At 64.9% G+C, this 25,255-nt stretch carries 21 protein-coding genes; 7 read left to right on the top strand and 14 right to left on the bottom strand.

Going from position 1 to position 25,255, the window contains the following annotated elements; all coding sequences use genetic code 11:
• Nucleotides 1-8 precede the first annotated feature (8 nt).
• The 3 genes from folP to rlmE all read right to left on the bottom strand — a co-directional run bounded on the left by folP (nt 9) and on the right by rlmE (nt 3,623).
• Complete coding sequence (gene folP, locus G7007_RS13395) at nt 9-860, bottom strand: dihydropteroate synthase (RefSeq protein WP_181102426.1); 852 nt, start codon at nt 858-860, stop codon at nt 9-11.
• Nucleotides 861-868: 8 nt separating this feature from the next.
• A complete protein-coding gene (gene ftsH, locus G7007_RS13400; protein WP_181102427.1) occupies nt 869-2,782 on the bottom strand; it encodes an ATP-dependent zinc metalloprotease FtsH in 1,914 nt (637 codons plus the stop codon).
• A gap of 217 nt (nt 2,783-2,999) precedes the next feature.
• Nucleotides 3,000-3,623, bottom strand: a complete 624-nt coding sequence (gene rlmE / locus G7007_RS13405) for a 23S rRNA (uridine(2552)-2'-O)-methyltransferase RlmE (protein WP_060392476.1) — start codon at nt 3,621-3,623, stop codon at nt 3,000-3,002.
• A 102-nt stretch (nt 3,624-3,725) separates the two neighbouring features.
• On the opposite strand from rlmE, the gene G7007_RS13410 reads away from it, so the two are divergent.
• Nucleotides 3,726-4,034 (top strand): YhbY family RNA-binding protein, encoded by a 309-nt coding sequence (locus G7007_RS13410; RefSeq protein WP_060392475.1) that lies wholly within the window; start codon nt 3,726-3,728, stop codon nt 4,032-4,034.
• A gap of 13 nt (nt 4,035-4,047) precedes the next feature.
• On the opposite strand, the gene G7007_RS13415 is transcribed toward G7007_RS13410, so the two are convergent.
• The 8 genes from G7007_RS13415 to grpE all read right to left on the bottom strand — a co-directional run bounded on the left by G7007_RS13415 (nt 4,048) and on the right by grpE (nt 14,635).
• On the bottom strand, nt 4,048-4,497 hold the full coding sequence (locus G7007_RS13415; protein ID WP_181102428.1) for an MFS transporter: 450 nt from the start codon (nt 4,495-4,497) through the stop codon (nt 4,048-4,050).
• Complete coding sequence (gene greA, locus G7007_RS13420) at nt 4,475-4,957, bottom strand: transcription elongation factor GreA (protein WP_181102429.1); 483 nt, start codon at nt 4,955-4,957, stop codon at nt 4,475-4,477. The genes G7007_RS13415 and greA overlap by 23 nt, the downstream gene beginning before the upstream one ends.
• On the bottom strand, nt 4,954-8,175 hold the full coding sequence (gene carB / locus G7007_RS13425; protein ID WP_181102430.1) for a carbamoyl-phosphate synthase large subunit: 3,222 nt from the start codon (nt 8,173-8,175) through the stop codon (nt 4,954-4,956). The genes greA and carB overlap by 4 nt, the downstream gene beginning before the upstream one ends.
• Nucleotides 8,176-8,282: 107 nt before the next feature.
• Nucleotides 8,283-9,419: a glutamine-hydrolyzing carbamoyl-phosphate synthase small subunit gene (gene carA, locus G7007_RS13430; protein ID WP_181102431.1), complete on the bottom strand. Its 1,137-nt coding sequence runs from the start codon at nt 9,417-9,419 to the stop codon at nt 8,283-8,285.
• A 473-nt stretch (nt 9,420-9,892) separates the two neighbouring features.
• A complete protein-coding gene (gene dapB / locus G7007_RS13435; protein WP_181102432.1) occupies nt 9,893-10,699 on the bottom strand; it encodes a 4-hydroxy-tetrahydrodipicolinate reductase in 807 nt (268 codons plus the stop codon).
• Between the two features lie 13 nt (nt 10,700-10,712).
• Entirely contained in the window at nt 10,713-11,837 is a 1,125-nt protein-coding gene (gene dnaJ, locus G7007_RS13440; protein WP_181102433.1) for a molecular chaperone DnaJ, read from the bottom strand.
• Nucleotides 11,838-12,047: 210 nt separating this feature from the next.
• A complete protein-coding gene (dnaK, locus tag G7007_RS13445) occupies nt 12,048-13,973 on the bottom strand; it encodes a molecular chaperone DnaK (protein ID WP_181102435.1) in 1,926 nt (641 codons plus the stop codon).
• A 101-nt stretch (nt 13,974-14,074) separates the two neighbouring features.
• On the bottom strand, nt 14,075-14,635 hold the full coding sequence (gene grpE, locus G7007_RS13450) for a nucleotide exchange factor GrpE (protein ID WP_181102437.1): 561 nt from the start codon (nt 14,633-14,635) through the stop codon (nt 14,075-14,077).
• Between the two features lie 296 nt (nt 14,636-14,931).
• Between grpE and recN the strand changes: the two genes are divergently transcribed.
• Nucleotides 14,932-16,602 (top strand): DNA repair protein RecN, encoded by a 1,671-nt coding sequence (gene recN, locus G7007_RS13455; RefSeq protein ID WP_181102439.1) that lies wholly within the window; start codon nt 14,932-14,934, stop codon nt 16,600-16,602.
• A gap of 180 nt (nt 16,603-16,782) precedes the next feature.
• Here the strand turns inward: recN and fur are convergent, their stop codons facing one another.
• Nucleotides 16,783-17,190 (bottom strand): ferric iron uptake transcriptional regulator, encoded by a 408-nt coding sequence (gene fur / locus G7007_RS13460; protein ID WP_060392466.1) that lies wholly within the window; start codon nt 17,188-17,190, stop codon nt 16,783-16,785.
• Nucleotides 17,191-17,287: 97 nt separating this feature from the next.
• Between fur and G7007_RS13465 the strand changes: the two genes are divergently transcribed.
• A complete protein-coding gene (locus G7007_RS13465) occupies nt 17,288-17,815 on the top strand; it encodes an outer membrane protein assembly factor BamE (protein WP_060392465.1) in 528 nt (175 codons plus the stop codon).
• A gap of 84 nt (nt 17,816-17,899) precedes the next feature.
• On the opposite strand, the gene G7007_RS13470 is transcribed toward G7007_RS13465, so the two are convergent.
• Nucleotides 17,900-18,334 (bottom strand): type II toxin-antitoxin system RatA family toxin, encoded by a 435-nt coding sequence (locus tag G7007_RS13470; RefSeq protein ID WP_181102441.1) that lies wholly within the window; start codon nt 18,332-18,334, stop codon nt 17,900-17,902.
• Between the two features lie 160 nt (nt 18,335-18,494).
• Between G7007_RS13470 and smpB the strand changes: the two genes are divergently transcribed.
• Nucleotides 18,495-18,977, top strand: coding sequence for an SsrA-binding protein SmpB (gene smpB / locus G7007_RS13475; RefSeq protein ID WP_181095696.1), 483 nt, complete (start codon nt 18,495-18,497; stop codon nt 18,975-18,977).
• 266 nt (nt 18,978-19,243) lie between these two features.
• On the opposite strand, the gene G7007_RS13480 is transcribed toward smpB, so the two are convergent.
• Complete coding sequence (locus tag G7007_RS13480) at nt 19,244-20,011, bottom strand: FCD domain-containing protein (RefSeq protein ID WP_181102443.1); 768 nt, start codon at nt 20,009-20,011, stop codon at nt 19,244-19,246.
• 226 nt (nt 20,012-20,237) lie between these two features.
• On the opposite strand from G7007_RS13480, the gene G7007_RS13485 reads away from it, so the two are divergent.
• The 3 genes from G7007_RS13485 to G7007_RS13495 all read left to right on the top strand — a co-directional run.
• Nucleotides 20,238-21,902, top strand: a complete 1,665-nt coding sequence (locus tag G7007_RS13485) for a lactate permease LctP family transporter (RefSeq protein ID WP_181102445.1) — start codon at nt 20,238-20,240, stop codon at nt 21,900-21,902.
• Between the two features lie 66 nt (nt 21,903-21,968).
• The gene (gene lldD, locus G7007_RS13490; RefSeq protein ID WP_181102447.1) at nt 21,969-23,114 is read left to right on the top strand and encodes an FMN-dependent L-lactate dehydrogenase LldD; all 1,146 of its coding nucleotides are present in this window, start codon (nt 21,969-21,971) and stop codon (nt 23,112-23,114) included.
• 73 nt (nt 23,115-23,187) lie between these two features.
• On the top strand, nt 23,188-25,255 hold a 2,068-nt coding region (locus G7007_RS13495; RefSeq protein ID WP_181102448.1), incomplete at its 3' end, for an FAD-binding and (Fe-S)-binding domain-containing protein.

Here is a 25,255-nt window from a genome sequence, read left to right on the forward strand (position 1 = left end):
GGATTCTTTTATTCGGCGTTCTGCACCGCAGCGATCATGCGCACCACATCGACGGTCTCGTGCACATCATGGACGCGAAGGATACGCGCGCCCTGGGTCATCGCCAAGGCAGCCAACGCCAGGCTGCCATAGAGTCGCTCATCGACCGATCGTTCCAGGGTCAGGCCGATCATGCTCTTGCGCGACACGCCGACCAGCAGCGGACGGCCCAGGCGATGCAACACCTCGAGGTGCTTGAACAGGCTGAGGTTGTGCGCCAGCGTCTTGGCGAAGCCGAACCCCGGATCGAGCACGATGCGACTGGCGTCGATACCGACAGCCGCGCAGGCCGCCATGCGCGATTCCAGATAGCGCGCCACATCCTGGGTCACATCGTCGTAGTGCGGGTCATCCTGCATGGTGCCGGGCTCGCCGCGCATGTGCATCAGGCACACGGGCAGCCCCGTGGCAGCAGCAGCATCCAGCGCGCCGTCGCGCTCGAGCGCACGCACATCGTTGATCAGGCCGGCGCCCAGACGCGCGGCTTCGCGCATGACCGCAGGCGTGGAGGTATCGACCGAAATGACTACGTCCAGGTGGGCGGCGATGGCTTCGACCATCGGCGCCACACGCTCGAGCTCCTCGGTGACCGACACGGCACGCGCGCCTGGGCGGGTGGATTCACCACCCACGTCGATCAGCGTCGCACCCGCCGCCACCATGGCTTCGGCATGGCGCAGTGCCGCGTCACGGCGCGCGAACTGGCCACCATCGGAAAAGGAGTCAGGGGTGACGTTGAGGATGCCCATGACATGGGTCTGGGACAGATCGAGCACCCGGTTGCCGCAGGGCAACCGGGTGGGGTACTGCTGAGAGCTCATAGGCGCCCTTAGTGTTGAGCGGCGGGGCCACCGATCGGGGACTCGGGACGATCGCCCTGTGGCGCGACCGGCGTGCCGGACGACCCAGCGTCGTTGTTGTCCCAGTCACGTGGCTCGCGCGGGGTGCGCCCGGCCATGATGTCGTCGATCTGGTCGGCGTCGATGGTTTCGTACTTCATCAGCGCTTCAGCCATGGCATCGAGCTTGTCGCGGTTTTCCATGAGGATCTGGCGAGCGGTGTCGTAGCAATGGTCGATGATGCTGCGCACTTCCGAATCGATCAACTTGGCGGTCTCACCCGATACACTGGTGTTCTGGCCCGACGAACCGCGACCCAGGAACACTTCGCCTTCTTCCTCGGCATACATCAGCGGGCCCAGCTTCTCCGACAGGCCCCACTTGGTGACCATGTTCCGGGCGATCTGGCTGGCACGCATGATGTCGTTGGAGGCACCGGTGGTGACGCCGTCGAAGCCCAGGGTCATCTCTTCGGCGATCCGGCCGCCGTACAGCGAGCAGATCTGGCTGATCAGGGCACGCTTGGACAGGCTGTAGCGGTCTTCCTCGGGCAGGAACATGGTCACGCCCAGGGCGCGGCCGCGCGGAATGATCGACACCTTGTAGACCGGATCATGCTCGGGCACCACGCGGCCGACGATGGCGTGACCGGCTTCGTGGTAGGCCGTGTTCTGCTTCTCTTTCTCGGACATGACCATGGTCTTGCGCTCGGCGCCCATCATGATCTTGTCCTTGGCCAGCTCGAACTCCTTCATCTCGATGGTGCGCTTGCCGGAACGGGCGGCGAACAGCGCGGCCTCGTTGACCAGGTTGGCCAGGTCGGCACCGGAGAAGCCAGGTGTGCCACGGGCAATGACTGCGGCGTTGACGTTCTCGCTGATCGGCGCCTTGCGCATGTGGACCTTGAGGATCTGCTCGCGACCACGGATGTCCGGCAGCCCGACCACGACCTGACGGTCGAAGCGGCCAGGACGCAGCAGCGCCGGGTCCAGCACGTCGGGACGGTTGGTCGCGGCGATGACGATGATGCCATCGTTCATCTCGAAGCCGTCCATCTCTACCAGCAGCTGGTTGAGGGTCTGCTCGCGCTCGTCGTGACCGCCACCCATGCCGGCGCCACGGTGGCGGCCGACGGCGTCGATCTCGTCGATGAAGATGATGCACGGCGCATGCTTCTTGGCCTGCTCGAACATGTCGCGCACGCGGCTGGCACCGACACCGACGAACATCTCGACGAAGTCAGAACCGGAAATGGTGAAGAACGGCACCTTCGCCTCGCCGGCGATGGCCTTGGCCAGCAAGGTCTTGCCGGTACCGGGCGGGCCGACCATCAGCACGCCGCGGGGAATGCGACCGCCCAGGCGCTGGAACTTGCCCGGATCACGCAGGAATTCCACCAGCTCGCCGACTTCTTCCTTGGCCTCGTCGCAACCGGCGACGTCAGCCAGCGTGGTCTTGACCTGGTCCTCGGAGAGCAGGCGCGCCTTGCTCTTGCCGAAGCTCATCGGGCCACCCTTGCCCCCGGCACCGCCCTGCATCTGGCGCATGAAGAACATGAACACCGCGATGATCACCAGGATCGGGAAGCTGGCCACCAGCAACTGGGTCCAGATGCTCTGCTGCTCGGGCTGCTTGCCTTCGACCACGACACGGTTGTCGACCAGATCGCCGATCAGGCCGTTGTCGGCGATGGCCGGACGGATGGTCTTGAAGTTGTCGCCATCGGTACGCTTGCCCGTGATGACGGCACCGTCGACGGTCACGCGCTCGACCTTGCCTTCCTTCACTTGCTGGATGAAGTCGGAGTAGTTGAGGGTCTGCGGCTCGTTCGGGCTGGAGAAGTTGTTCATCACCGTCACGAGGACCGCCGCGATGATCAACCACAGGATCAGGTTCTTTGCCATGTCGTTCAATTAGCTACCCTCTGAGGTCCGGCGCACGACGCGGCCGTGCCTCGCATGATATTCACCGGCGTAACTTACTACATTACCTACGCATCCGCAGGCGCCGTCTGTAACCCTTTGTGAAACTTAGCCTACACGAAGATCCGACACGCCCGTCAGAAACCGCCGATTGGAATTACCTATCGCTCGACGTGGCAACACGTACCTGCGGCACGCCCTACCCCTTCCAACCCCTGGCGAGCAGGTACTGCTCGCGGGAACGGTCCCGCGACGAGGACGGCTTGCGCATCTGCACCTTGTCGAACTTGCCACGCACGTCCTTGAGGTACTGATCGAAGCCTTCACCCTGGAATATCTTGATCAGAAAATCGCCGCCAGGTTTCAATACGCGGCTGGCCAGATCCAGGGCCAGCTCGCACAGGAACATTGCCCGCGGCATGTCGACCTCGGGCGTACCACTCATATTGGGGGCCATGTCGGAAATCACAAGGTCCACGTGGGAATCGCCGACCGCCTGCAGGATGCGCTCGAGCACTTCGTCCTGGGTGAAGTCGCCCTGGATGAAGGTCACGTCGGGGATGCTGTCCATCTCCAGGATGTCGGAGGCGATCAGACGCCCCTGCCCACCGATCAGACGACTGGTCACCTGCGACCAGCCACCCGGGGCGGCGCCCAGGTCGATCACGCTCATGCCCGGGCGGATCAGCCGGTCCTTTTCCTGGATCTCCAGCAGCTTGTAGCTGGCGCGCGAGCGGTAGCCATCCTTCTGCGCCTGTTTGACGAAGGGGTCGTTGAAATGCTCTCTCAGCCAGTTATGGCTGCTTTTGGAACGTTGCGCCACGGGGCACCTCGATGATATGCGTCGTGATTGACTGGGCGGAGCCACGGGCCCTCGGGTAAAATGCCCGTCAATTTTACAGAATCAGACGAAAAGGGTCAGATTATGCCGCTCAATAACGAGCAGAAGAAGCAGTACAAGTCCATTGGTCATGACCTCAAGCCTGTCCTGATCGTCGCCGGCAATGGGGTGAACGAAGGTGTGGTGGCCGAACTGGAGCGCGCCCTGGCCGATCACGAGCTGATCAAGGTAGAGATCCGCTCGGAAGATCGCGAAGAGCGTGCCGCGGCCATCGCCGAGCTGTGCAAGGTCGGCCGCGCCGAGCTGGTGCAGACCATCGGCAAGAAAGCCCTGATCTACCGCAAGAACCCGCAGCCGAACAAGCAGCTGTCGAACGTCCACCGCTACAAGTAAGCGGTGAACCCCCTCAGCGGCGCGGCGCGCGCGCCCTGACGGGGACCGGCTGGGCCACCAGCACGATGCCGGCGAAGCCCAGCGCCAGGAAGCAGAACATCTGCCACCGCTCCCCGACGGCGATGCCATAGCGCAGCGTGTAGTACGCCACGCAGGCGGTGAAGCCCAGCAACAGCATCTGCCCCCGGAACTGACGCCACCAGGCCGGCAGGCCGTCGACTCGCGCCAGCACCGCCAGCTGGATCATCAGCCCGAGCCACGCCACACCGACCAGCCAACGGTCGATCTGCGCAGCGACGTCCTGCACCAGCAGGGGCGCCAGGCCGCTGACCTTGAGCGCCGGCACCAGCCCCACGTGGAACACCCACAGGCCGCCGACCCAGAAGACCTGGGCCAGCTGCCAGAGGATGCCCTCGAGGGACGGCGCCCGCAGGCGTCGGTCAGATGTGCTTGACTTCGACAATCTCGTACTCGACCGTGCCGTTGGGCGTCTTGACGACCACCGTGTCACCTTCTTCCTTGCCGATGATGGCACGGGCGATCGGCGCGCTGCTGGACAGCTTGCCCTTCTTCACGTCGGCCTCGTCCTCGCCGACGATCTGGTAGGTGACCTGATCGCCGGATTCGGTGTTCTCGAGCAGCACGGTAGTGCCGAAGATGACCTTGCCGGTATGGGCGATGGTGGTGACGTCGATCACCACGGCGTTCTGCAGACGGCCTTCGATGTCACGGATACGCGCCTCGACCATGCCCTGCTCTTCGCGTGCGGCATGGTATTCGGCGTTTTCCTTCAGGTCGCCCAGTTCGCGCGCTTCGCCAATGGCCTGGCTCAGGCGTGGGCGCTCGGTCTTGCTCAGGAAGGTCAGCTCTTCTTCCAGGGCGCGAGCACCCTGGACGGTCATGGGGTACTTGGTCATGCTCATGGTTTGAGTCCTGCGTGCAGATCCTGCAAGCGGCGCACGGTCTTTTCCGGACCGAATTTCAACGCTTCGCAGATGGCTTCACCCGCGGCAATGGTCGTGGTGCAGTAGATCTTGTGCTGCAGCGCGTTGCGGCGGATCGAGTAGGAGTCAGCGATCGACTGACGGCCTTCGGTGGTGTTGATGATCAACGATACTTCGTCGTTCTTGATCATGTCGACCACATGAGGACGCCCTTCGGTCACCTTGTTCACACGGCGCACCTTCAGACCGGCCTGCTCGATCACCTTGGCGGTGCCGGCGGTGGCCACGATCTCGAAGCCCAGGGCGATCAGGTCACGGGCCACACCAGCGACCTGCGGCTTGTCGTCGTCACGCACGCTGATGAAGGCGGTGCCACCGGTCGGCAGCACTTCGCTGGCGCCCATCTGGGCCTTGGCGAAGGCTTCGCCGAAGCTGTCGCCCACGCCCATCACTTCGCCGGTGGACTTCATCTCTGGGCCGAGGATCGGGTCCACGCCCGGGAACTTGGCGAACGGGAAGACGGCTTCCTTGACGCTGTAGAAGTTCGGGATGATCTCTTTGGTGAAGCCCAGTTCCTTGAGCGTCTTGCCGGCCATCACGCGCGCAGCGATCATCGCCAGCGAGGTGCCGATGCACTTGGACACGAACGGCACGGTACGCGAGGCGCGCGGGTTGACCTCGATCACGTAGATCTTGTCGCCCTGCAGGGCCAGCTGCACGTTCATCAGGCCGACCACGCCCAGCTCCAGGGCCATCTTGCGCACCTGTTCGCGGACTTCGTCCTGGACGCCCTGGCTCAGCGAGTACGGTGGCAGCGAGCAAGCCGAGTCACCGGAGTGAACGCCGGCCTGTTCGATGTGCTGCATGATCGCGCCGATCACCACGTCGGTGCCGTCGCAGACCGCATCCACGTCCATCTCGATGGCGCAGTTGAGGAAGTGGTCGAGCAGTACCGGGCTGTCGTTGGAGACCTGGACCGCCTCACGCAGGTAGCGCTTGAGTTCGTCCAGTTCGTAGACGATCTCCATGGCGCGACCGCCCAGCACGTACGAAGGACGCACCACCAGCGGGTAGCCGATGTCGCCGGCGGCACGGATGGCTTCGTCTTCGCTGCGCACGGTGGCGTTCGGCGGCTGCAGCAGGTTCAGGCGCTGCACCATCTGCTGGAAGCGCTCGCGGTCTTCGGCGCGATCGATGGCGTCCGGGCTGGTACCGATGATCGGTACGCCGGCCTCTTCCAGGGCGCGCGCCAGTTTCAGCGGGGTCTGGCCACCGTAATGAACGATGACGCCTTTGGGCTTCTCGACGCGGCAGACTTCCAGCACGTCTTCCAGGGTCAGCGGCTCGAAGTACAGGCGGTCGGAGGTGTCGTAGTCGGTCGACACGGTCTCGGGGTTGCAGTTGACCATGATGGTTTCGTAACCATCTTCACGCAGCGCCAGGGCCGCGTGAACGCAGCAGTAGTCGAACTCGATGCCCTGGCCGATACGGTTGGGGCCGCCACCGAGGATCATGATCTTGTCGCGCGTCGACGGATTGGCCTCGCACTCTTCCTCGTAGGTGGAGTACAGGTAGGCGGTGTCGGTGGCGAACTCGGCCGCGCAGGTGTCGACACGCTTGTAGACCGGCAGCACGTCGAGCTTGTGACGGTGACGGCGCAGGTTCTTGTCGGTGATCCCGAGCAGTTTCGCCAGGCGCTGGTCAGAGAAGCCCTTGCGCTTGAGGCGACGCATCAGCTGGGCGTCGATGTCGGCCAGACCCAGGGTCTTGACCTTTTCCTCGTCCTTGATGATGTCTTCGATCTGCACCAGGAACCAGTGGTCGATGCTGGTCAGGGCGAAGATTTCGTCACGCGTCATGCCGGCACGGAAGGCGTCGGCCACGTACCAGATGCGCTCGGCGCCCGGCACGGTCAGCTCGCGCTTGAGGATGCTGGCCGCCTCCGGGCTGGCCAGGTCGACTTTCGGGTCGAGGCCGCAGGCGCCGACTTCCAGGCCACGCAGGGCTTTCTGCAGGGATTCCTGGAAGGTCCGGCCGATGGCCATGACTTCACCGACCGACTTCATCTGGGTGGTCAGGCGGGCGTCGGCCTTGGGGAATTTCTCGAAGGCGAAGCGCGGCAGCTTGGTGACGACGTAGTCGATCGACGGCTCGAAGGACGCTGGGGTGCGGCCGCCGGTGATGTCGTTCTGCAGCTCGTCGAGGGTGTAGCCGACGGCCAGCTTGGCAGCGATCTTGGCGATCGGGAAGCCAGTGGCCTTGGAGGCCAGGGCCGAGGAACGCGACACGCGCGGGTTCATCTCGATGACGACCATGCGGCCAGTGTCCGGGCAGATGCCGAACTGCACGTTGGAGCCGCCGGTCTCGACACCGATCTCACGCAGCACCGCCAGCGAGGCGTTGCGCATGATCTGGTATTCCTTGTCGGTCAAGGTCTGGGCCGGGGCGACGGTGATCGAGTCGCCGGTGTGCACGCCCATCGGGTCGAAGTTCTCGATCGAGCAGACGATGATGCAGTTGTCCTTCTTGTCGCGGACCACCTCCATCTCGTATTCCTTCCAGCCGATCAGCGATTCGTCGATCAGCAGCTCCTTGGTCGGCGACAGGTCCAGACCCCGGGCACAGATCTCTTCGAACTCTTCACGGTTGTAGGCGATGCCGCCACCGGTGCCGCCCATGGTGAAGGACGGACGGATGATGCAGGGGAAGCCCAGGCGCTCAAGCACCGCGTTGGCCTCGTCCATGCTGTGGGCGATACCGGAACGCGGGCATTCCAGGCCGATGTCTTTCATCGCCTTGTCGAAGCGCGAACGGTCTTCGGCCTTGTCGATGGTGTCGGCGTTGGCACCGATCATTTCCACGCCGAACTGCTCGAGCACGCCGTGGCGCTCCAGGTCCAGGGCGCAGTTCAGCGCAGTCTGGCCACCCATGGTCGGCAGCACCGCGTCAGGGCGCTCCTTCTCGATGATCTTGGCCACCGACTGCCACTTGATCGGCTCGATGTAGGTGGCGTCGGCCATCGACGGGTCGGTCATGATGGTGGCCGGGTTGGAGTTCACCAGGATGACGCGGAAACCTTCCTCGCGCAGGGCCTTGCAGGCCTGGGCGCCGGAGTAGTCGAATTCGCAGGCCTGGCCGATCACGATCGGGCCAGCGCCGAGAATCAGGATGCTTTTGATGTCTGTACGTTTTGGCATGGTTGTCACTCAAATCCGCGGGTCAGTCGGCAAGCCGTCTTGAACGATCTTGGTCGGGCGCGTCCGGACGCGGCGCGTGCCGGTCCGGGAGCCCTGGAGCAGGATGCTTAGCGGCGCTTGGCCATGGCATCGATGAAGCGGTCGAACAGCGGCGCGACGTCGGTCGGCCCTGGGCTCGCCTCGGGGTGGCCCTGGAAGCTGAACGCGCTCTTGTCGGTGCGCTCGATGCCCTGCAGGGTGCCGTCGAACAGCGACTTGTGGATGGCGCGCACGTTGCTCGGCAGGGTCGCTTCGTCAACGGCGAAGCCGTGGTTCTGGCTGGTGATCATGACCACGCCGGAGTCGATGTCCTGCACCGGGTGGTTGGCGCCGTGGTGACCATGGCCCATCTTCACGGTCTTGGCACCGGAGGCCAGGGCCAGCAGCTGGTGCCCCAGGCAGATGCCGAAGACCGGGATGTCGGTTTCGAGGATGTCCTTGATCGCCTGGATCGCGTAGTCGCACGGCTCGGGATCGCCCGGGCCGTTGGAGAGGAACACGCCGTCCGGGTTCAGCGCCAGCACTTCACTCGCCGGGGTCTGCGCCGGCACGACGGTCAGGCGGCAGCCGCGGTCGACCATCATGCGCAGGATGTTGACCTTGACGCCGTAGTCGAAGGCGACGACGTGATGCGGCAGGTCGGCGGCATCGACGGTCGGGTGGCTATCGGTCTTGAGGTCCCAGACCCCGGAGCGCCACTCGTAACGCTCCTTGGTGCTGACCACCTTGGCCAGGTCCATGCCCTTCAGGCCTGGGAAACCGCGCGCTGCAGCGATCGCCGCTTCCTCGGTGATGTCGTCACCGGCCAGGATGCACCCGTTCTGGGCGCCCTTCTCGCGCAGGATGCGGGTCAGGCGACGGGTGTCGATGCCGGCGATGGCGACGACGTTGTTGGCCTTGAGGTAATCGGGCAGCGACTGGGTGTTGCGCCAGTTGCTGGCCAGCAGCGGCAGGTCGCGGATGACCAGGCCGGCGGACCAGACACGGTTGGATTCGGCGTCTTCGGCGGTGGTGCCGGTGTTGCCGATGTGCGGGTAGGTCAGGGTAACGATCTGCTGGGCGTAGGAAGGGTCCGTGAGAATTTCCTGGTAGCCGGTCATTGCGGTGTTGAACACCACCTCACCAACGGTCTGCCCGTCGGCTCCGATGGCTTCACCGCGAAAAATGCTGCCATCGGCAAGGGCGAGTATGGCTGGCTTAGTCAAGAAGACCTCCCGTAAATCAAGCCTGAAAGGGCGATCGCAGGTTGCAAAAAAGCGGAATGACGTATGGACACGTCACTCCGCTTTAATATGCTGATTATCTGCGCGCTTTTAGTGGACACACTAAAGCTGTAGCTTACAGGAATGAGTGTTTTGGGTCTACCGGATATGTGCCTGAAAAACACGGGATGGCGACATGGCGGGTATGAGGCCGGCTTGCAGGCTGGACCTGAAGAGAGACCAAAGTCATGCAGCGGGTCCTGCGGACCCGATCGCGGCGCAGGGGCCGCTCAGTCCGGGCCGCATTGCTGATCTGACAGACTGATGCAATCCCCTGTGGGAGCGGCCCCCGTGCCGCGATCGGGTCCGCAGGACCCGCAAACCTGCCACACTGCTGCCGACATGGATCAGGCACGCACCGCCTAAAACCACAACAGGCACCCGACCCTCACGGCCCGAGCACCTGCCGTCCTCACTCAACGCAGATCCAGCACATCCTGCATGTCATACAACCCAGGCGCGCGCCCATCCAGCCACAGCGCAGCACGAACCGCGCCCTTGGCGAAGGTCATGCGGCTCGAGGCCTTGTGGGTGATCTCCACGCGCTCGCCTTCGGCCGCGAACAGCACGGTGTGATCGCCGACCACATCGCCTGCACGCACGGTGGCGAAACCGATGGTCTTGCGATCCCGCGCGCCGGTCTGGCCTTCGCGACCGTACACGGCCACCTCGTCCAGGTCACGACCCAGCGCCTGAGCCACGACCTCACCCATGCGCAGCGCGGTTCCGGACGGCGCATCGACCTTGTGGCGGTGGTGCGCCTCGAGGATCTCGATGTCCACCTCGTCGCCCAGCACGCGAGCGGCCGTGTCGAGCAGTTTGAGGCAGAGGTTGACGCCGATGCTGAAGTTGGCGGCGAAGACGATTGGAATCTCCTTGCCGGCCTCGGCCAGCAAGGCCTTCTCTTCGGTCGTGAAGCCGGTGGTGCCGATCACCATGGCCTTGCCTGCCTTGCGGCAGAACGCCAGGTTCTTCAGGGTCACCGACGGGTGCGTGAAGTCGATGAGCACATCGAATTCGTCCGCCACCTTGGCCAGGTCGCCGCACAGCGGCACACCGATCCGGCCCAGTGCCGCCAGCTCGCCGGCATCGGCACCGACCAGCGAGCTGTCGGGCTTGTCGACCGCCGCCGTCAGGCCCGCGCTTGGCGCCTGTTGCTGCACGGCCTCGATGAGCGTCTTGCCCATCCGCCCTGCCGCGCCCATCACCGCAATACGTCGCATGTCGTGTTCCTTGTCAGAGATCGCCGAAGAAGCGCTTCACGCCGTCGAACCAGCCACTGGCCTTGGGCGAGTGGGAGCTGTCGACCTGCAGCGAATCACGCAGCTCTTCGAGCAGTTCGCGCTGGCGACGGCTGAGGTTGACCGGGGTTTCCACGGCCACACGGCACAACAGGTCGCCCGGCGCCCCACCGCGCACGGGCGCCACGCCCTTGCCGCGCAGACGGAACTGCTTGCCGGTCTGGGTACCTTCCGGGATCTTCAACTTGACCCGGCCATCGAGCGTCGGCACTTCGAGCTCGCCACCCAGGGCCGCTTCGATGAAGCTGATCGGCACTTCGCAGTACAGGTGCTTGCCGTCGCGCTGGAAGATCGAGTGCTCACGCACGCTGATGACCACGTACAGATCGCCCGTCGGGCCGCCCTGGGTACCGGCTTCGCCTTCCCCGGACAGGCGGATGCGATCGCCCGTGTCGACCCCTGGCGGCACCTTGACCGACAGCGTCTTGTACTCTTCGACGCGCCCTTCGCCCTGGCAGGACGTGCACGGGTCGCTGATGATCTTGCCTTGGCCGTGGCAGCGCGGGCAGGTCTGCTGCACCGAGAAGAACCCTTGCTGCATGCGCACCTGGCCGATGCCGCCACAGGTCGGGCAGGAGATCGGCGAGGAGCCCTTCTTGGCACCGGTGCCATCGCACGGCGCGCAGTTGACCAGGGTCGGCACACGGATGCTGACGGTGGTGCCGCGCACCGCTTCTTCCAGGTTCAGTTCGAGGGTGTAGCGCAGGTCGCTGCCGCGCTGGGCGCCACCGCGACCGCCGCCCCGACCACCGCCGAAGAAGTCGCTGAAGACATCGCCGAAGATATCGGAGAAGTTGGCGCCACCGAAGCCGGCACCGCCGCCACCCATGCTCGGATCGACACCGGCGTGGCCATACTGATCGTAGGCGGCGCGTTTGCTGGCGTCGGACAGCACTTCGTAGGCCTCATTGGCCTCCTTGAACATGTCCTCGGACGCTTTGTCACCCGGGTTACGGTCCGGGTGGTGCTTCATCGCCAGACGGCGATAGGCCTTCTTGAGGTCAGCTTCACTGGCGCCGCGCTCGACACCCAGCACCTCATAATAATCACGCTTTGCCATAGGTCATTTGCACTCTTGAGGGCGTTCGGCAAACCTCTGCGCATCATGCGCCGTGCCGACAGCACCTGCCGCCACACTCGGAAGCGCCCAGACAGATGCCGTAAAAATTCTCGTGTTCCAGACACGCCAACGCGGGAGCAAGCCCCCGCGCGGCGACATCCTACCAGTTGATCGCCTCAGGGCGATCAACCGGCCGACAACTTGCAGGGATTACTGCTTGTTGTTGTCTTTCACTTCTTCGAACTCGGCGTCGACCACGTCGTCCTTGCGCGCTTCAGGCTCGGCCTGCTGCTGGGCACCGGCTTGCGCCTGCTCGCCCTGCTCGGCGTACATCTTTTGCGCGACGGGCGCGGAGACCTTCGACAGCTCCTCGACCTTGGCGTCGATGGCAGCCTTGTCGTCGCCTTTCAGGGCAGCTTCCAGGGCAACCACGGCGGCTTCGATCGCGGACTTCTCGTCGGCCGTCACCTTGTCGCCGGCGTCGGTGACCATCTTGCGGGTCGAGTGGACCAGCGCGTCACCCTGGTTGCGGGCCGCGACCAGCTCTTCGAACTTGCGGTCTTCCTCGGCATTGGCCTCGGCGTCACGCACCATGCGCTCGATCTCGTCGTCCGACAGGCCGGAGTTGGCCTTGATGACGATCGACTGCTGCTTGCCGGTGGCCTTGTCCTTGGCACCGACGTGCAGGATGCCGTTGGCGTCGATGTCGAAGGTCACTTCGATCTGTGGCACGCCGCGAGGTGCTGGCGGGATGTCGGCCAGGTCGAACTTGCCCAGGGACTTGTTCTGCGAGGCCTGCTTGCGCTCACCCTGCAGCACGTGAATGGTCACGGCGTTCTGGTTGTCGTCGGCGGTCGAGAACACCTGCGACTTCTTGGTCGGGATGGTGGTGTTCTTCTCGATCAGCGCGGTCATCACGCCGCCCATGGTTTCGATACCCAGGGTCAGCGGGCTGACGTCCAGCAGCAGCACGTCCTTCACGTCACCGGCCAGAACGGCGCCCTGGATGGCCGCACCCATGGCGACGGCTTCGTCCGGGTTGACGTCCTTGCGTGCTTCCTTGCCGAAGAAGTCGGCCACGGCCTTCTGCACCATCGGCATACGGGTCTGGCCACCGACCAGGATCACGTCGTCGATCTTGCTGGCGTCGATACCGGCGTCTTTCAGGGCGATGCGGCACGGCTCGATGGTGCGCTTGACCAGGTCTTCGACCAGCGATTCCAGCTTGGCGCGGGAAATCTTCACGTTCAGGTGCTTCGGACCGGTCGCATCGGCGGTGATGTACGGCAGGTTGACGTCGGTCGACTGGGCCGAGGACAGCTCGATCTTGGCTTTTTCGGCGGCTTCTTTCAGACGCTGCAGGGCCAGAGGATCGTTCTTCAGGTCCATGCCGGACTCTTTCTTGAACTCGTCGACGAGGTAGTCGATCAGGCGCATGTCGAAGTCTTCGCCACCCAGGAAGGTGTCGCCGTTGGTGGCCAGCACTTCGAACTGGTGCTCGCCGTCGACTTCGGCGATCTCGATGACCGACACGTCGAAGGTACCACCACCGAGGTCATAGACGATCACGGTGTGGTCGCCCTTGGCCTTGTCCATGCCGTAGGCCAGGGCCGCAGCGGTCGGTTCGTTGATGATGCGCTTGACGTCCAGACCGGCGATGCGACCGGCGTCCTTGGTGGCCTGACGCTGGCTGTCGTTGAAGTAGGCCGGTACGGTGATGACCGCTTCGGTCACCGCTTCGCCGAGGTAGTCTTCGGCGGTCTTCTTCATCTTCTTCAGGACTTCGGCGCTGATCTGCGGCGGCGCCATTTCCTTGCCAGAAGCTTCGACCCAGGCGTCACCGTTGTTCGCCTTGACGATCTTGTACGGCACCAGCTTGATGTCTTTCTGCACGACGTCTTCTTCGAAGCGACGGCCGATCAGGCGCTTCACCGCGAACAGGGTGTTGTGCGGGTTGGTCACGGCCTGACGCTTGGCGGACTGGCCGACCAGGATCTCGCCGTCGTTGGCGTAAGCGACGATGGACGGCGTGGTGCGCGCGCCTTCGGCGTTCTCGATGACCTTGACGTTACCGTTTTCGAGGATGGAGACGCACGAGTTGGTGGTCCCCAGGTCGATACCGATGATCTTGCCCATGTAAACTCTCCCGAAACTTGAATTAGGTTACAGCGGCGGCTTAGGCCAACTGCGGCAATACGTGAGTGCTTGACACCTAGATGGGGATGCCCGGAAGGATTTCAAGCCTTTTCATCGATAGAAGGTTGCGGTGCCGTCGGCGCCTTGCTGACCACCACCATGGCGGGGCGCAGCAGACGGCCATTGAGCAGGTAGCCCTTCTGGAACACCTTGAGCACGCTGTTGGGCTCGACGTCGGCGCTTTCCTGCATGGCCATGGCCTGGTGATGCTCGGCGTTGAACGGCTCGCCGTGCGGGTCGATCGGCTGCAGGTTGTAGCGTGCCAGGGTGTCGCTGAACATCTTCAAGGTCAGCTCGATGCCTTCGCGCATCGGCTTGATGGTTTCGTCCTCGGCGCTGGACAGCTCCAGGCCACGCTCGAGGCTGTCGATCACCGGCAGCAGGTCGCCAGCGAATTTCTCCAGCGCGAACTTGTGCGCCTTCTCGACATCCTGCTCGGCGCGACGGCGCACATTCTGCAGGTCGGCGACGGCGCGCAGGGATTGATCCTGGGCGGCGGCTAGCTGCTCCTCGAGCACCTGGACGCGAGCGCTGAGCTCGTCTGCACCGGTGTCTTCGACGTTGCCGTTAAGGATGTTCTCGTCCAGCTGTTCGTCAGCCATGGTCTCTCTCCTGCGCAAATGGGTCTGTGCGAGGCGTGCTCGCTGGTCTGCCGGGTATATGGGGGCTGAAATGCCAGCTTCAAGGGCTGACCGCCCGTCGTGATCGGCGTGCAGGCTTGGACCTCGCGAACCGGCGGGGCGCTCATAAAATCTCGGCCTGGCGCGCCTCTTCGCCTGGCGCGTGCAACACCCTGCCAAACACCACTCGGCCAACGGGCATTGCCACGCTTTCACGCGAACTGTATAAATAACCAGACCTGAATGTATAACCAGATCTGACCCCTCGGGAGCCGCCCATGCTGGTGCATCTGTCGATCCACAACTACGCCATCGTCGAACACCTTGACCTCGAGCTTGCACGCGGCATGAGCGTCATCACCGGCGAGACCGGCGCCGGCAAGTCGATCATGCTCGACGCGCTGGGCCTGGCCCTGGGCGATCGCGCCGACTGCGGGGTGGTTCGTCCGGGCGCCGACAAGGCCGACATTCTCGCCACCTTCGACCTGGTCGACATCCCCGAGGCCCATGTCTGGCTGGTCGAGCGCGACCTGGAGCAGGACGGCCCGTGCATCCTGCGCCGCGTGATCACCGCCGAAGGCCGCAGCCGCGGCTACATCAACGGCACACCCTGCCCGCTCGGCGATCTGAAGGCCCTGGGCGAGCTGCTGATCGACATCCACAGCCAGCACGAGCACCAGTCCCTGCTCAAGACCGACACCCATCGCCGTCTGCTCGACGAGTACGCCGGCGCCAGCGACCTGGCCCGCCAGGTGCAGCTGGCCGCCCAGCGCTGGCGGCAGACGCGTCAGGAGCTGGAGCGCCTGTCCAATTCCAGCGATGAACAGCGCGCGCGTCATCAACTGCTCAGTTATCAGCTCGAGGAACTCGAGAACCTCAACCTGGGCGAGAACGAACTGGAGCTGCTCGAGCAGGAGCACAAGAACCTGACCAACGCCGAAGCGCTGTTCGGGGTGTGCCGCCAGGTCATCGACCAGTGCAGCGAAAGCGATTCGGGCAACGTGCTCAGCGTGCTGAGCACCTGCCTCAGCCGGCTGGGCAACACCGGCGACGGGCCCAAGGCCCTGGGCGAGGCAGCCAACCTGATCGCCAGCGCACAGATCCAGGTCGAAGAAGCGGTCGGCGAGCTCAACCGCTTCCTCGACCACTTCGATGCCGACCCGATGCGCCTGCAGGCCCTCGAAGAGCGCCTCGATGCCTTGTATACCCTGGCGCGCAAGCACCGCGTGCAGCCCAGCGAACTGCCCGAACTGCAGCAGCGCCTGATCGATGAACTCGAAGGCCTCAATGCCAGTGACGAGTCCCTCGAGCGTCTAGCCGACGAACTGGCCGCGTATGCCAAGCACTACCAGCTCAAGGCCACCGAACTCAGCGGCTTGCGCCATCAGGCGGCCGGCCAGCTGGCCAGCGCCGTCGAGCAGGAGATCCAGCGCCTCGGCATGCCAGGCGGACGCTTCCACATCGCGCTGACGCCGCTGAACGGCGACGATCTCTCGCCCCACGGCCTGGAATCGGTCGAGCTATTGGTCAGCGCCAACCCAGGGCAACCGCTCAAGGGCCTGGCGAAAGTCGCGTCCGGGGGCGAACTGTCACGGATCAGCCTGGCGATCCAGGTGATCACCGCGCAGACCTCGCGCATTCCGACCCTGGTGTTCGACGAAGTCGACGTCGGCATTGGTGGCCCGACGGCCGAGATCGTCGGTCAACTGCTGCGACGCCTGGGCGATCGCGGTCAGGTGCTGACGGTCACCCACCTGCCCCAGGTGGCGGCGCAAGGGCACCATCACCTGTTCGTGCACAAGGTTCGCCACAGCGACACCACCCACACGGCAGTCGCCAGCCTGGGCAAACGGGAACGGGTAGAAGAAGTGGCACGCATGCTGGGCGGCATCGACCTGACCAAGGAATCCCTGGCCCATGCACGCAAGATGGTCGTCAGCGGTAAATAAGGAAGGAAAGGCTGGCAGGTGCGCCACAGCGCGTCACCTGCCATGAAGGGCTGCCGATACGGTGAGCCTGGACTGGAAGCACGCCGCCCCGATCCGTTGAGACGCTGACCGGCTTCCGGTCATCCAGTGTGGGCGGCACCGGCTGTCACACCGCCTTCGCCGCCCCGTATCGCCCTCAGGTCACGCCTTCTTGGCGCGGATGTACAGGACCAGGTTATGGTCCACCAACTCATAACCGTGCTCCTGCACGATCTCTTTCTGACGCCGCTCGATCTCTGCATCGAAGAACTCGATGACTTCGCCGGAATCCACGTTGACCATATGGTCGTGGTGGCCGCCATCCGCCAGTTCGAAGACGGCATGACCGCCATCGAAGTTATGACGCACGACCAGGCCAGCCGCTTCGAACTGGGTCAGGACACGGTAAACGGTCGCCAGACCCACGTCCTCGCCGGCCTCCATCAATGCCTTGTACACATCCTCGGCGCTCATGTGGCGCTGCTCGTTCAGGTCGAGCATCTGGAGGATCTTGACTCGAGGCAGTGTCACCTTGAGACCGGCTTTGCGTAATTCGCTATTTTCAACCATGGTCAGCTTTCTCGCCGATGCTGCTTCGCAGCTTCTCTTAATACGGGTATGATCGGGGTTTACGTTGTCCAGCCAAGATAGTGGAAGTCGCCCACCGATGCAAAACACCAAGCTCTTGCTAACCAGCCTCACCTTCGTGGGACTGCTCGCACTCGCCGGTTGCTCGTTTCCCGGGGTTTACAAAATCGACATCCAGCAGGGCAATGTCGTCACGCAGGACATGATAGACCAATTGCGCCCCGGAATGACCCGGCGCCAGGTAAGGTTTATCATGGGCAACCCGCTGCTTCAGGACACGTTCAACACCAATCGCTGGGATTATCTCTATACCCTGCAGCCCGGTGGCGGCCAGCGTCAGCAGGAGCGCATGAGCGTCTTCTTCAACGACAGCGACCAACTGGTCAACCTGTCTGGCGACTTCATGCCGGGCGTGAGCAAGGACCAGGCGATCCTCGAAGGCAGCGGCGACACCACCGTCACGCCTGTGGACGAAAACGGCCAGCCGCAACCGGCCGAGCAGCCCGCCAAGCCGGGTTCGCTGGAAGAGTCGATCCAGCGCGAGATCGACACCATCGAGACCACGCCCGTGCCAACGCCGGCGCCGCTCGAGACGTCTCCGCAGTAACACCGGCGACCTCGCGGGTCGCCTCGCCACCCGTGCTCGCCTCGAACGGCCCGTCCAGTCATCACTGGACGGGCCGTTGTGCATTCAGCCGTGCAGTTGCTTGGCGCGCTGGCAGAACGCATCGACCAGGGTGTTGGCCGCCTGGTTGAACAGCGGCCCGAGGGTCGCCCGCACCAGGGGCCCGGCGTAGTCGAACGCCAGGTCCAGGCTGATCTTGCAGGCCTTGTCGCCCAGGGGCTTGAACACCCAGACGCCATGCAACTGCGTGAACGGCCCTTCCTCGAGGTTCATCTCGATGGACTGGCCCGGCACCAGGGTGTTGCGGGTGACGAATTGCTGGCTCATCCCGCCCTTGGCCACTTCCAGCTTGGCGCGCATGTGCGTGTCGCTGGACTCGAGCACCGTCGCGGCCGAGCACCAGGGCAGGAACTGTGGATAGCTGGCCACATCATTGACCAGATCGTAGAGCGCCTGGGCGGGATAAGGCAGCAAGGCGGAACGTTGGATATGGGTAGTCAAAGCATCACTTCCAAAGCGGGGGCGGCAGCGCCGTGTGGCGCCTCTGGACCTGTCCTGTAGGAAAGACAGTGCCGGTATTGTCCGGGTTTCGTCCGGCAGGCTCAAGCATGCAGAAATCCCGTAGCCGACAACGCAAAGCGCTGCTTATAATGCCAACCCTATGGCTAAGCAAAAGAAACATCCGACCGGGACCATCGCGCAGAACAAGAAAGCGCGACACGATTACTTCATCGAACACAAGTTCGAGGCCGGACTGGTCCTGTCCGGTTGGGAAGTAAAAAGCCTGCGAGCGGGCAAGGCCCACCTGACGGACAGCTACGTGCTGCTCAAGGATGGCGAAGCCTGGCTGTTCGGCAGCCACATCACCCCCCTGACGGCGGCCAGCACCCACGTCATCGCCGACCCGCAGCGCACGCGCAAGCTCTTGCTGAACAAGCGCGAGCTCGAACGCGTCGAGGCGGCGGTCGCGCAGAAGGGCTACACCTGTGTGGCCCTGGCGCTGTACTGGAGCAAGCACCTGATCAAGTGCGAGATCGCGCTGGGCAAGGGCAAGAAGGAATACGACAAGCGCGATACCGAGCGCGAGCGCGATTCCAACCGCGAGATGCAGCGGGCCGTGCGGAGCAAGGGCAAGGACGACTGAGGTGGGCCTGGGTGGCGTGTAGCTGCCCAAGAGACTGTCGTGAGCCTGAACCGGGTGTCAGGAGTAGCGCTGCTGTTTTAGTCGGCGGCGCTGGTTCTGTGGGCCCTGCGGGCCCAATCGCGGCACGGGGGCCGCTCCCACACCTGTCGCGGCGACTCAGGCGAATGCGATCCCGTGTGGGAGCGGCCCCTGTGCCGCGATCGGCCCTGCAAGGGCCGTAAAACCAGCCCACCCAATCCCACATCGATCACCCCACACCCAGCCTCTCACCGCCCACTGCGCCGCTCCGCCCTCGCCACCCGCTGGGCCTCCTGCTGCGCCTCCTGCAACACCTCCTGCACATACAGAATGTGCTGGCTGGACAGCTCCCGCGCCTCATCCGCCCGCCCCTCGACGATCGCCAGGTACAGCGCCCGATGCTGCGCGATCAGCATGTCCCGGGTCTCCGCCCGCTGCTGGTACATGCCGCCGATATTGGTCACCACGTTGCGCTTGAGCAGGTCGAACAATCCACGAATGGTGTGCAACAGCACCGCATTGTGGCTCGCCTCGGCGATCGCCAGGTGGAAACGCGCATCCGCCGCGCCCTCCTCCGCCCGGCTCACCCGGTCGACCCGCGAATAGCAATCCTGCAGCGCATCGAACGCCGCCTTGAGCCGCGCCCGGTCCGGTTCGGTCGCCCGCTGGGCCGCGTAATAGGCACACGACGCCTCCAGCGTGTGACGAAACTCCAGCAGATCCCGCTGGGCATCCCCGCTGTGTTCGAGCAGGTTCAGCAGCGGATCGCTGAACGTCGAGCCCAAGGACTCGGCCACATAGTTGCCACCCCCCTGACGACTGACCAGCAGCCCCTTGGCCACCAGCTTCTGGATCGCCTCGCGTAATGAAGGCCGCGATACGCCGAACTGCTCGGCCAGCGCGCGCTCGGCCGGCAGGCGCTGCCCGGAGGTCAAGGTGCCTTCGAGAATCATCGCTTCCAGGCGCTCGACGATATCGTCGGACAACCGCCGCTGGCGAACCTGATCAAACACCATCTGACGCACTCCTTCACCACGCGCTCACCGGCGCGCATTGTCGCTCATCCATGATCGCGCGACATCCACCCGCGCCACCGCCGATCGCCCTGCGACCAACGTCGACACCGAGACAAATTGACACACCCCAGGCGAGGCTTTTACCCTACTCACTCCACATTGTAAATTGGTATGACCAATTTACAGTGCCAGCGCATGACCAACAACAATTAGGGGCCACCCCATTATGCAAACCTGGCAACAACTCTACGCGCCGCTTGGCAGCCTGGGCCTGTCCGCGCTCGCCGCCGTCATCCCGATCGTGTTCTTCTTCCTGGCTCTGGCCGTGTTCCGCCTCAAAGGCCACGTGGCCGGCAGCATCACCTTGGCGCTGTCGATCCTGGTGGCGATCTTCGCCTTCCAGATGCCGGCCGACATGGCCCTCGCCGCCGCAGGCTACGGCTTCGCCTATGGCCTTTGGCCCATCGCCTGGATCATCGTCGCCGCCGTGTTCCTCTACAAGCTCACGGTCAAGAGCGGCCAGTTCGAGGTCATCCGCAGCTCGGTGCTGTCGATCACCGACGACCAGCGTCTGCAGGTGCTGCTGATCGGCTTCTGCTTCGGGGCCTTCCTGGAAGGCGCCGCCGGCTTCGGCGCGCCCGTGGCCATCACCGCCGCGCTGCTGGTCGGCCTGGGCTTCAACCCGCTGTACGCCGCCGGCCTGTGCCTGATCGCCAACACTGCGCCGGTAGCCTTCGGCGCCTTGGGCATCCCGATCATCGTCGCCGGCCAGGTGACCGGCATCGACGCCTTCCACATCGGCGCCATGACCGGCCGCCAGCTGCCGCTGCTGTCGCTGTTCGTGCCGTTCTGGCTGGTGTTCATGATGGATGGCCTGCGCGGCGTGAAGGAAACCTGGCCGGCCGCGCTGGTGGCCGGCCTGAGCTTCGCCGTCACCCAGTACTTCACCTCCAACTTCATCGGCCCGGAACTGCCGGACATCACCTCGGCCCTGGCCAGCCTGATCGCCCTGACCCTGTTCCTCAAGGTCTGGCAACCCAAGCGCGCCATGACCGGCATGGCCGGCGGCGGCGCTGCGGTCGCCAGCACAGGCGGCATCCAGCCGAGTCCCTACAGCCTGGGCGAGATCTTCAAGGCCTGGTCGCCGTTCCTGATCCTCACCGTGCTGGTGACGATCTGGACCCTCAAGCCGTTCAAGGCCGCGTTCGCCTCGGGCGGCGCGATGTACGACTGGGTGTTCAACTTCGCCATCCCGCACCTCGACCAGTTGGTGATCAAGACCGCGCCGATCGTGGTCAACGCGACGCCCATGCCGGCGGTGTTCAAGCTCGACCCGATCTCCGCCACCGGTACCGCGATCTTCCTCTCCGCCCTGCTGTCGATGCTGGTGCTGAGGATCGACGTCAAAACTGGTCTGACCACTTTCAAGGAGACACTGTACGAGCTGCGCTGGCCGATCCTGTCGATCGGCATGGTGCTGGCTTTCGCCTTCGTCACCAACTACTCGGGCATGTCGTCGACCATGGCCCTGGTCCTGGCCGGCACAGGCGCGGCCTTCCCGTTCTTCTCGCCGTTCCTCGGCTGGCTGGGCGTGTTCCTGACCGGTTCGGACACCTCGTCCAATGCCCTGTTCAGCTCGCTGCAGGCCACCACCGCCCACCAGATCGGCGTCAGCGACACCCTGCTGGTGGCGGCCAACACCAGCGGTGGCGTGACCGGCAAGATGATTTCGCCCCAGTCCATCGCCGTGGCCTGCGCCGCCACCGGGCTGGTCGGCAAGGAATCGGACCTGTTCCGCTTCACCCTCAAGCACAGCCTGTTCTTCGCCACCATCGTTGGCCTGATCACCCTGGTCCAGGCCTACTGGCTGACCGGTATGCTGGTGCACTGACGTGACGAACGCCGGGCGCGCCCACCTGCGCCCGGCCTTTTCCCACCCCTCACGCTGCGAGATCCCATGATCATTTCCGCCTCGACCGACTACCGCGCAGCCGCTCAACGCAAGCTGCCACCGTTCCTGTTCCACTATGCCGACGGTGGCGCCTACGCCGAGCACACGCTGCGCCGCAACGTCCAGGACCTGGCCGACATCGCCCTGCGCCAGCGGGTGCTGAAGAACATGTCCGAGCTGAGCCTGGAAACCCGCCTGTTCGACGAGACCCTGAGCATGCCGGTGGCCCTGGCGCCGATCGGCCTGGCCGGGATGTACGCCCGCCGCGGTGAAGTGCAGGCCGCACGCGCCGCCGCCAGCAAGGGCCTCCCCTTCACCCTGTCCACCGTCTCGGTCTGCCCGATCGAGGAAGTCGCCACGGCCATCGACCGGCCGATGTGGTTCCAGCTCTACGTGCTCAAGGACCGCGGCTTCATGCGCAACGCCCTGGAGCGGGCCAAGGCCGCCGGGGTCAAGACCCTGGTGTTCACCGTCGACATGCCCGTGCCCGGCGCCCGCTACCGCGACGCCCACTCTGGCATGAGCGGCGCCAACGGCCCGCTGCGCCGAGTGCTGCAGGCCATGACCCACCCCCAGTGGGCCTGGGACGTCGGTGTCAACGGCCGCCCCCACGACCTGGGCAACATCTCGGCGTACCGCGGCAACCCCACGGGCCTGGCCGACTACATCGGTTGGTTGGGCGCCAACTTCGACCCGTCGATCTCCTGGAAGGACCTGGAGTGGATCCGCGACACCTGGGACGGCCCGATGCTGATCAAGGGCATCCTCGACGCCGACGACGCCCGTGACGCGGTGCGCTTCGGTGCCGACGGCATCGTGGTCTCCAACCACGGCGGCCGCCAGCTCGACGGCGTGCTGTCCAGCGCCCGCGCGCTGCCGGCCATCGCCGATGCGGTCAAGGGCGACCTGACCATCCTCGCCGACTCGGGCATCCGCAGCGGCCTGGACGTGGTGCGCATGATCGCCCTCGGCGCCGACAGCGTGCTGATCGGCCGCGCCTTCCTCTACGCCCTGGCGACCCACGGCGAGGCCGGCGTGAAGAACCTGCTCGACCTGTTCGAAAAAGAAATGCGCGTGGCCATGGTGCTGACCGGTGCCAAGTCCATCAGCGAGATCAGCCGTGACTCGCTGGTGCGCGAACTGGGCGCCTGACCCCGCCCTTCACACCGCCTGATTGACCGGGGCACCTGTCGCGCCAGACGGCATGGCCCCGCGAGGAGATTGCATGAGCCTGCCTGCCACCTTCCTGCGCGACGCCGAACGCCTGATCCCGGCCGCGCGCCGCTTCGACGACCCGACCTCGACCCTGGCCTTCGGCACCGATGCCAGCTTCTACCGGCTGATTCCAAAACTGGTAGTGCGCGTCGAGTCCGAGGACGAGGTGGTCGGCCTGCTCCACCTGGCCCAGCGCGACCGCGTCTCGCTGACCTTCCGCGCTGCCGGCACCAGCCTGTCCGGCCAGGCCCTCAGCGACTCGGTGCTGATCGTGCTGGGCGACCAGTGGAACGGCCGGCAGATCCGCGACGACGGCGCGCAGATCCGCCTGCAACCCGGCGTCATCGGCGCCCAGGCCAACGCCTGGCTGGCCCCCTACGGACGCAAGATCGGCCCCGACCCGGCCTCGATCAACGCCTGCAAGATCGGCGGCATCGTCGCCAACAACGCCAGCGGCATGTGCTGTGGCACCGCGCAGAACACCTACCACACCCTGGCCGGCCTGCGCCTGGTGCTGGCCGACGGCACCTGCCTGGACAGCGAAGACCCGGCCAGCGTCGCCGCCTTCGAGCGCAGCCACGCCCCGCTGCTCGCCGAACTGGCGCGCCTGGGCCGCGAGACCCGCGCCAACACCGCCCTGGCCGAACGCATCCGCCACAAGTACCGCCTGAAGAACACCACCGGCCTGTCACTCAACGCCCTGGTGGACTACGACCAGCCGCTGGACATCCTCTACCACCTGATGGTCGGCTCCGAAGGCACGCTCGGCTTCATCAGCGCCGTCACCTACGACACCGTGCCCGACCACCCGCACAAGGCCACCGCGCTGATCGTCTTCCCCGACGTCGAGAGCTGCTGCAAGGCCGTGACCCTGCTCAAGCGCCAGCCGGTCTCCGCCGTCGAACTGCTCGACCGCCGCAGCTTGCGCTCGGTGCAGGACATGGTCGGCATGCCGGCCTGGGTCAAGGCACTCTCGAGCAGCGCCTGCGCCCTGCTGATCGAGTCGCGCGCCGCCACCCAGAGCCTGCTGCACGAGCAGCTCGACCAGGTCCGCGCCGCCATCGCCCACTTTCCCCTGGAGCAGAAGGTCGACTTCAGCGAAGACCCGGGCGTGTACAACCTGCTGTGGAAGATCCGCAAGGACACCTTCCCCGCCGTCGGCGCCGTGCGCCAGACCGGCACCACGGTGATCATCGAGGACGTCACCTTCCCCGTCGAACAACTGGCCGAAGGCGTCAACCGGCTGATCCAGCTGTTCGAACGGCACCGCTACGACGAGGCGATCATCTTCGGCCACGCCCTGGAGGGCAACCTGCACTTCGTCTTCACCCAAGGCTTCAACAGCCCGGCCGAAGTGGCGCGCTACCAGGCCTTCATGGACGACGTCGCCCAGTTGGTCGCAGTCGAATTCGGCGGCTCGCTCAAGGCCGAGCACGGCACCGGCCGCAACATGGCGCCCTTCGTCGAACTCGAGTGGGGCCAGGACGCCTACCAGCTGATGTGGACGCTCAAGCGCCTGCTCGACCCCAACGGCATCCTCAACCCCGACGTGGTACTCAGCGACGACCCACAGATCCACCTCAAGCACCTCAAGCCGCTGCCCGCCGCCGACGCCATTGTCGACAAGTGCATCGAGTGCGGCTTTTGCGAGCCAGTGTGCCCGTCCAAAGGACTGACCCTCAGCCCGCGCCAGCGCATCGTCATGTGGCGCGACATCCAGGCCCGCCAGCGCGCCGGTGAAGACACCCGCGAGCTGATGCAGGCCTACCAGTACCAGGGCATCGACACCTGCGCCGCCACCGGCCTGTGCGCCCAGCGCTGCCCGGTCGGCATCAACACCGGCGAACTGGTGAAGAAGCTCCGCGCCCAGGCCGCCGCCCACGCCAAGACCGCCGACTGGCTCGCCGACCACTTCCACACCACCCTGCGCGGCGCCCGCCTGACCCTGGCCGCGGCCAACAGCGCCCGCAAGCTGCTGGGCGCCCCGCGCCTGGCGCGCCTCAGCGCCACCCTCACCCAGGCCAGCGGCGGCCGCCTGCCCCAGTGGACCCCGGCCCTGCCGCAGCCTCTGCGTACAC

This window comes from Pseudomonas entomophila, assembly GCF_013523125.1.
Lineage (GTDB): Bacteria > Pseudomonadota > Gammaproteobacteria > Pseudomonadales > Pseudomonadaceae > Aquipseudomonas > Aquipseudomonas entomophila_B.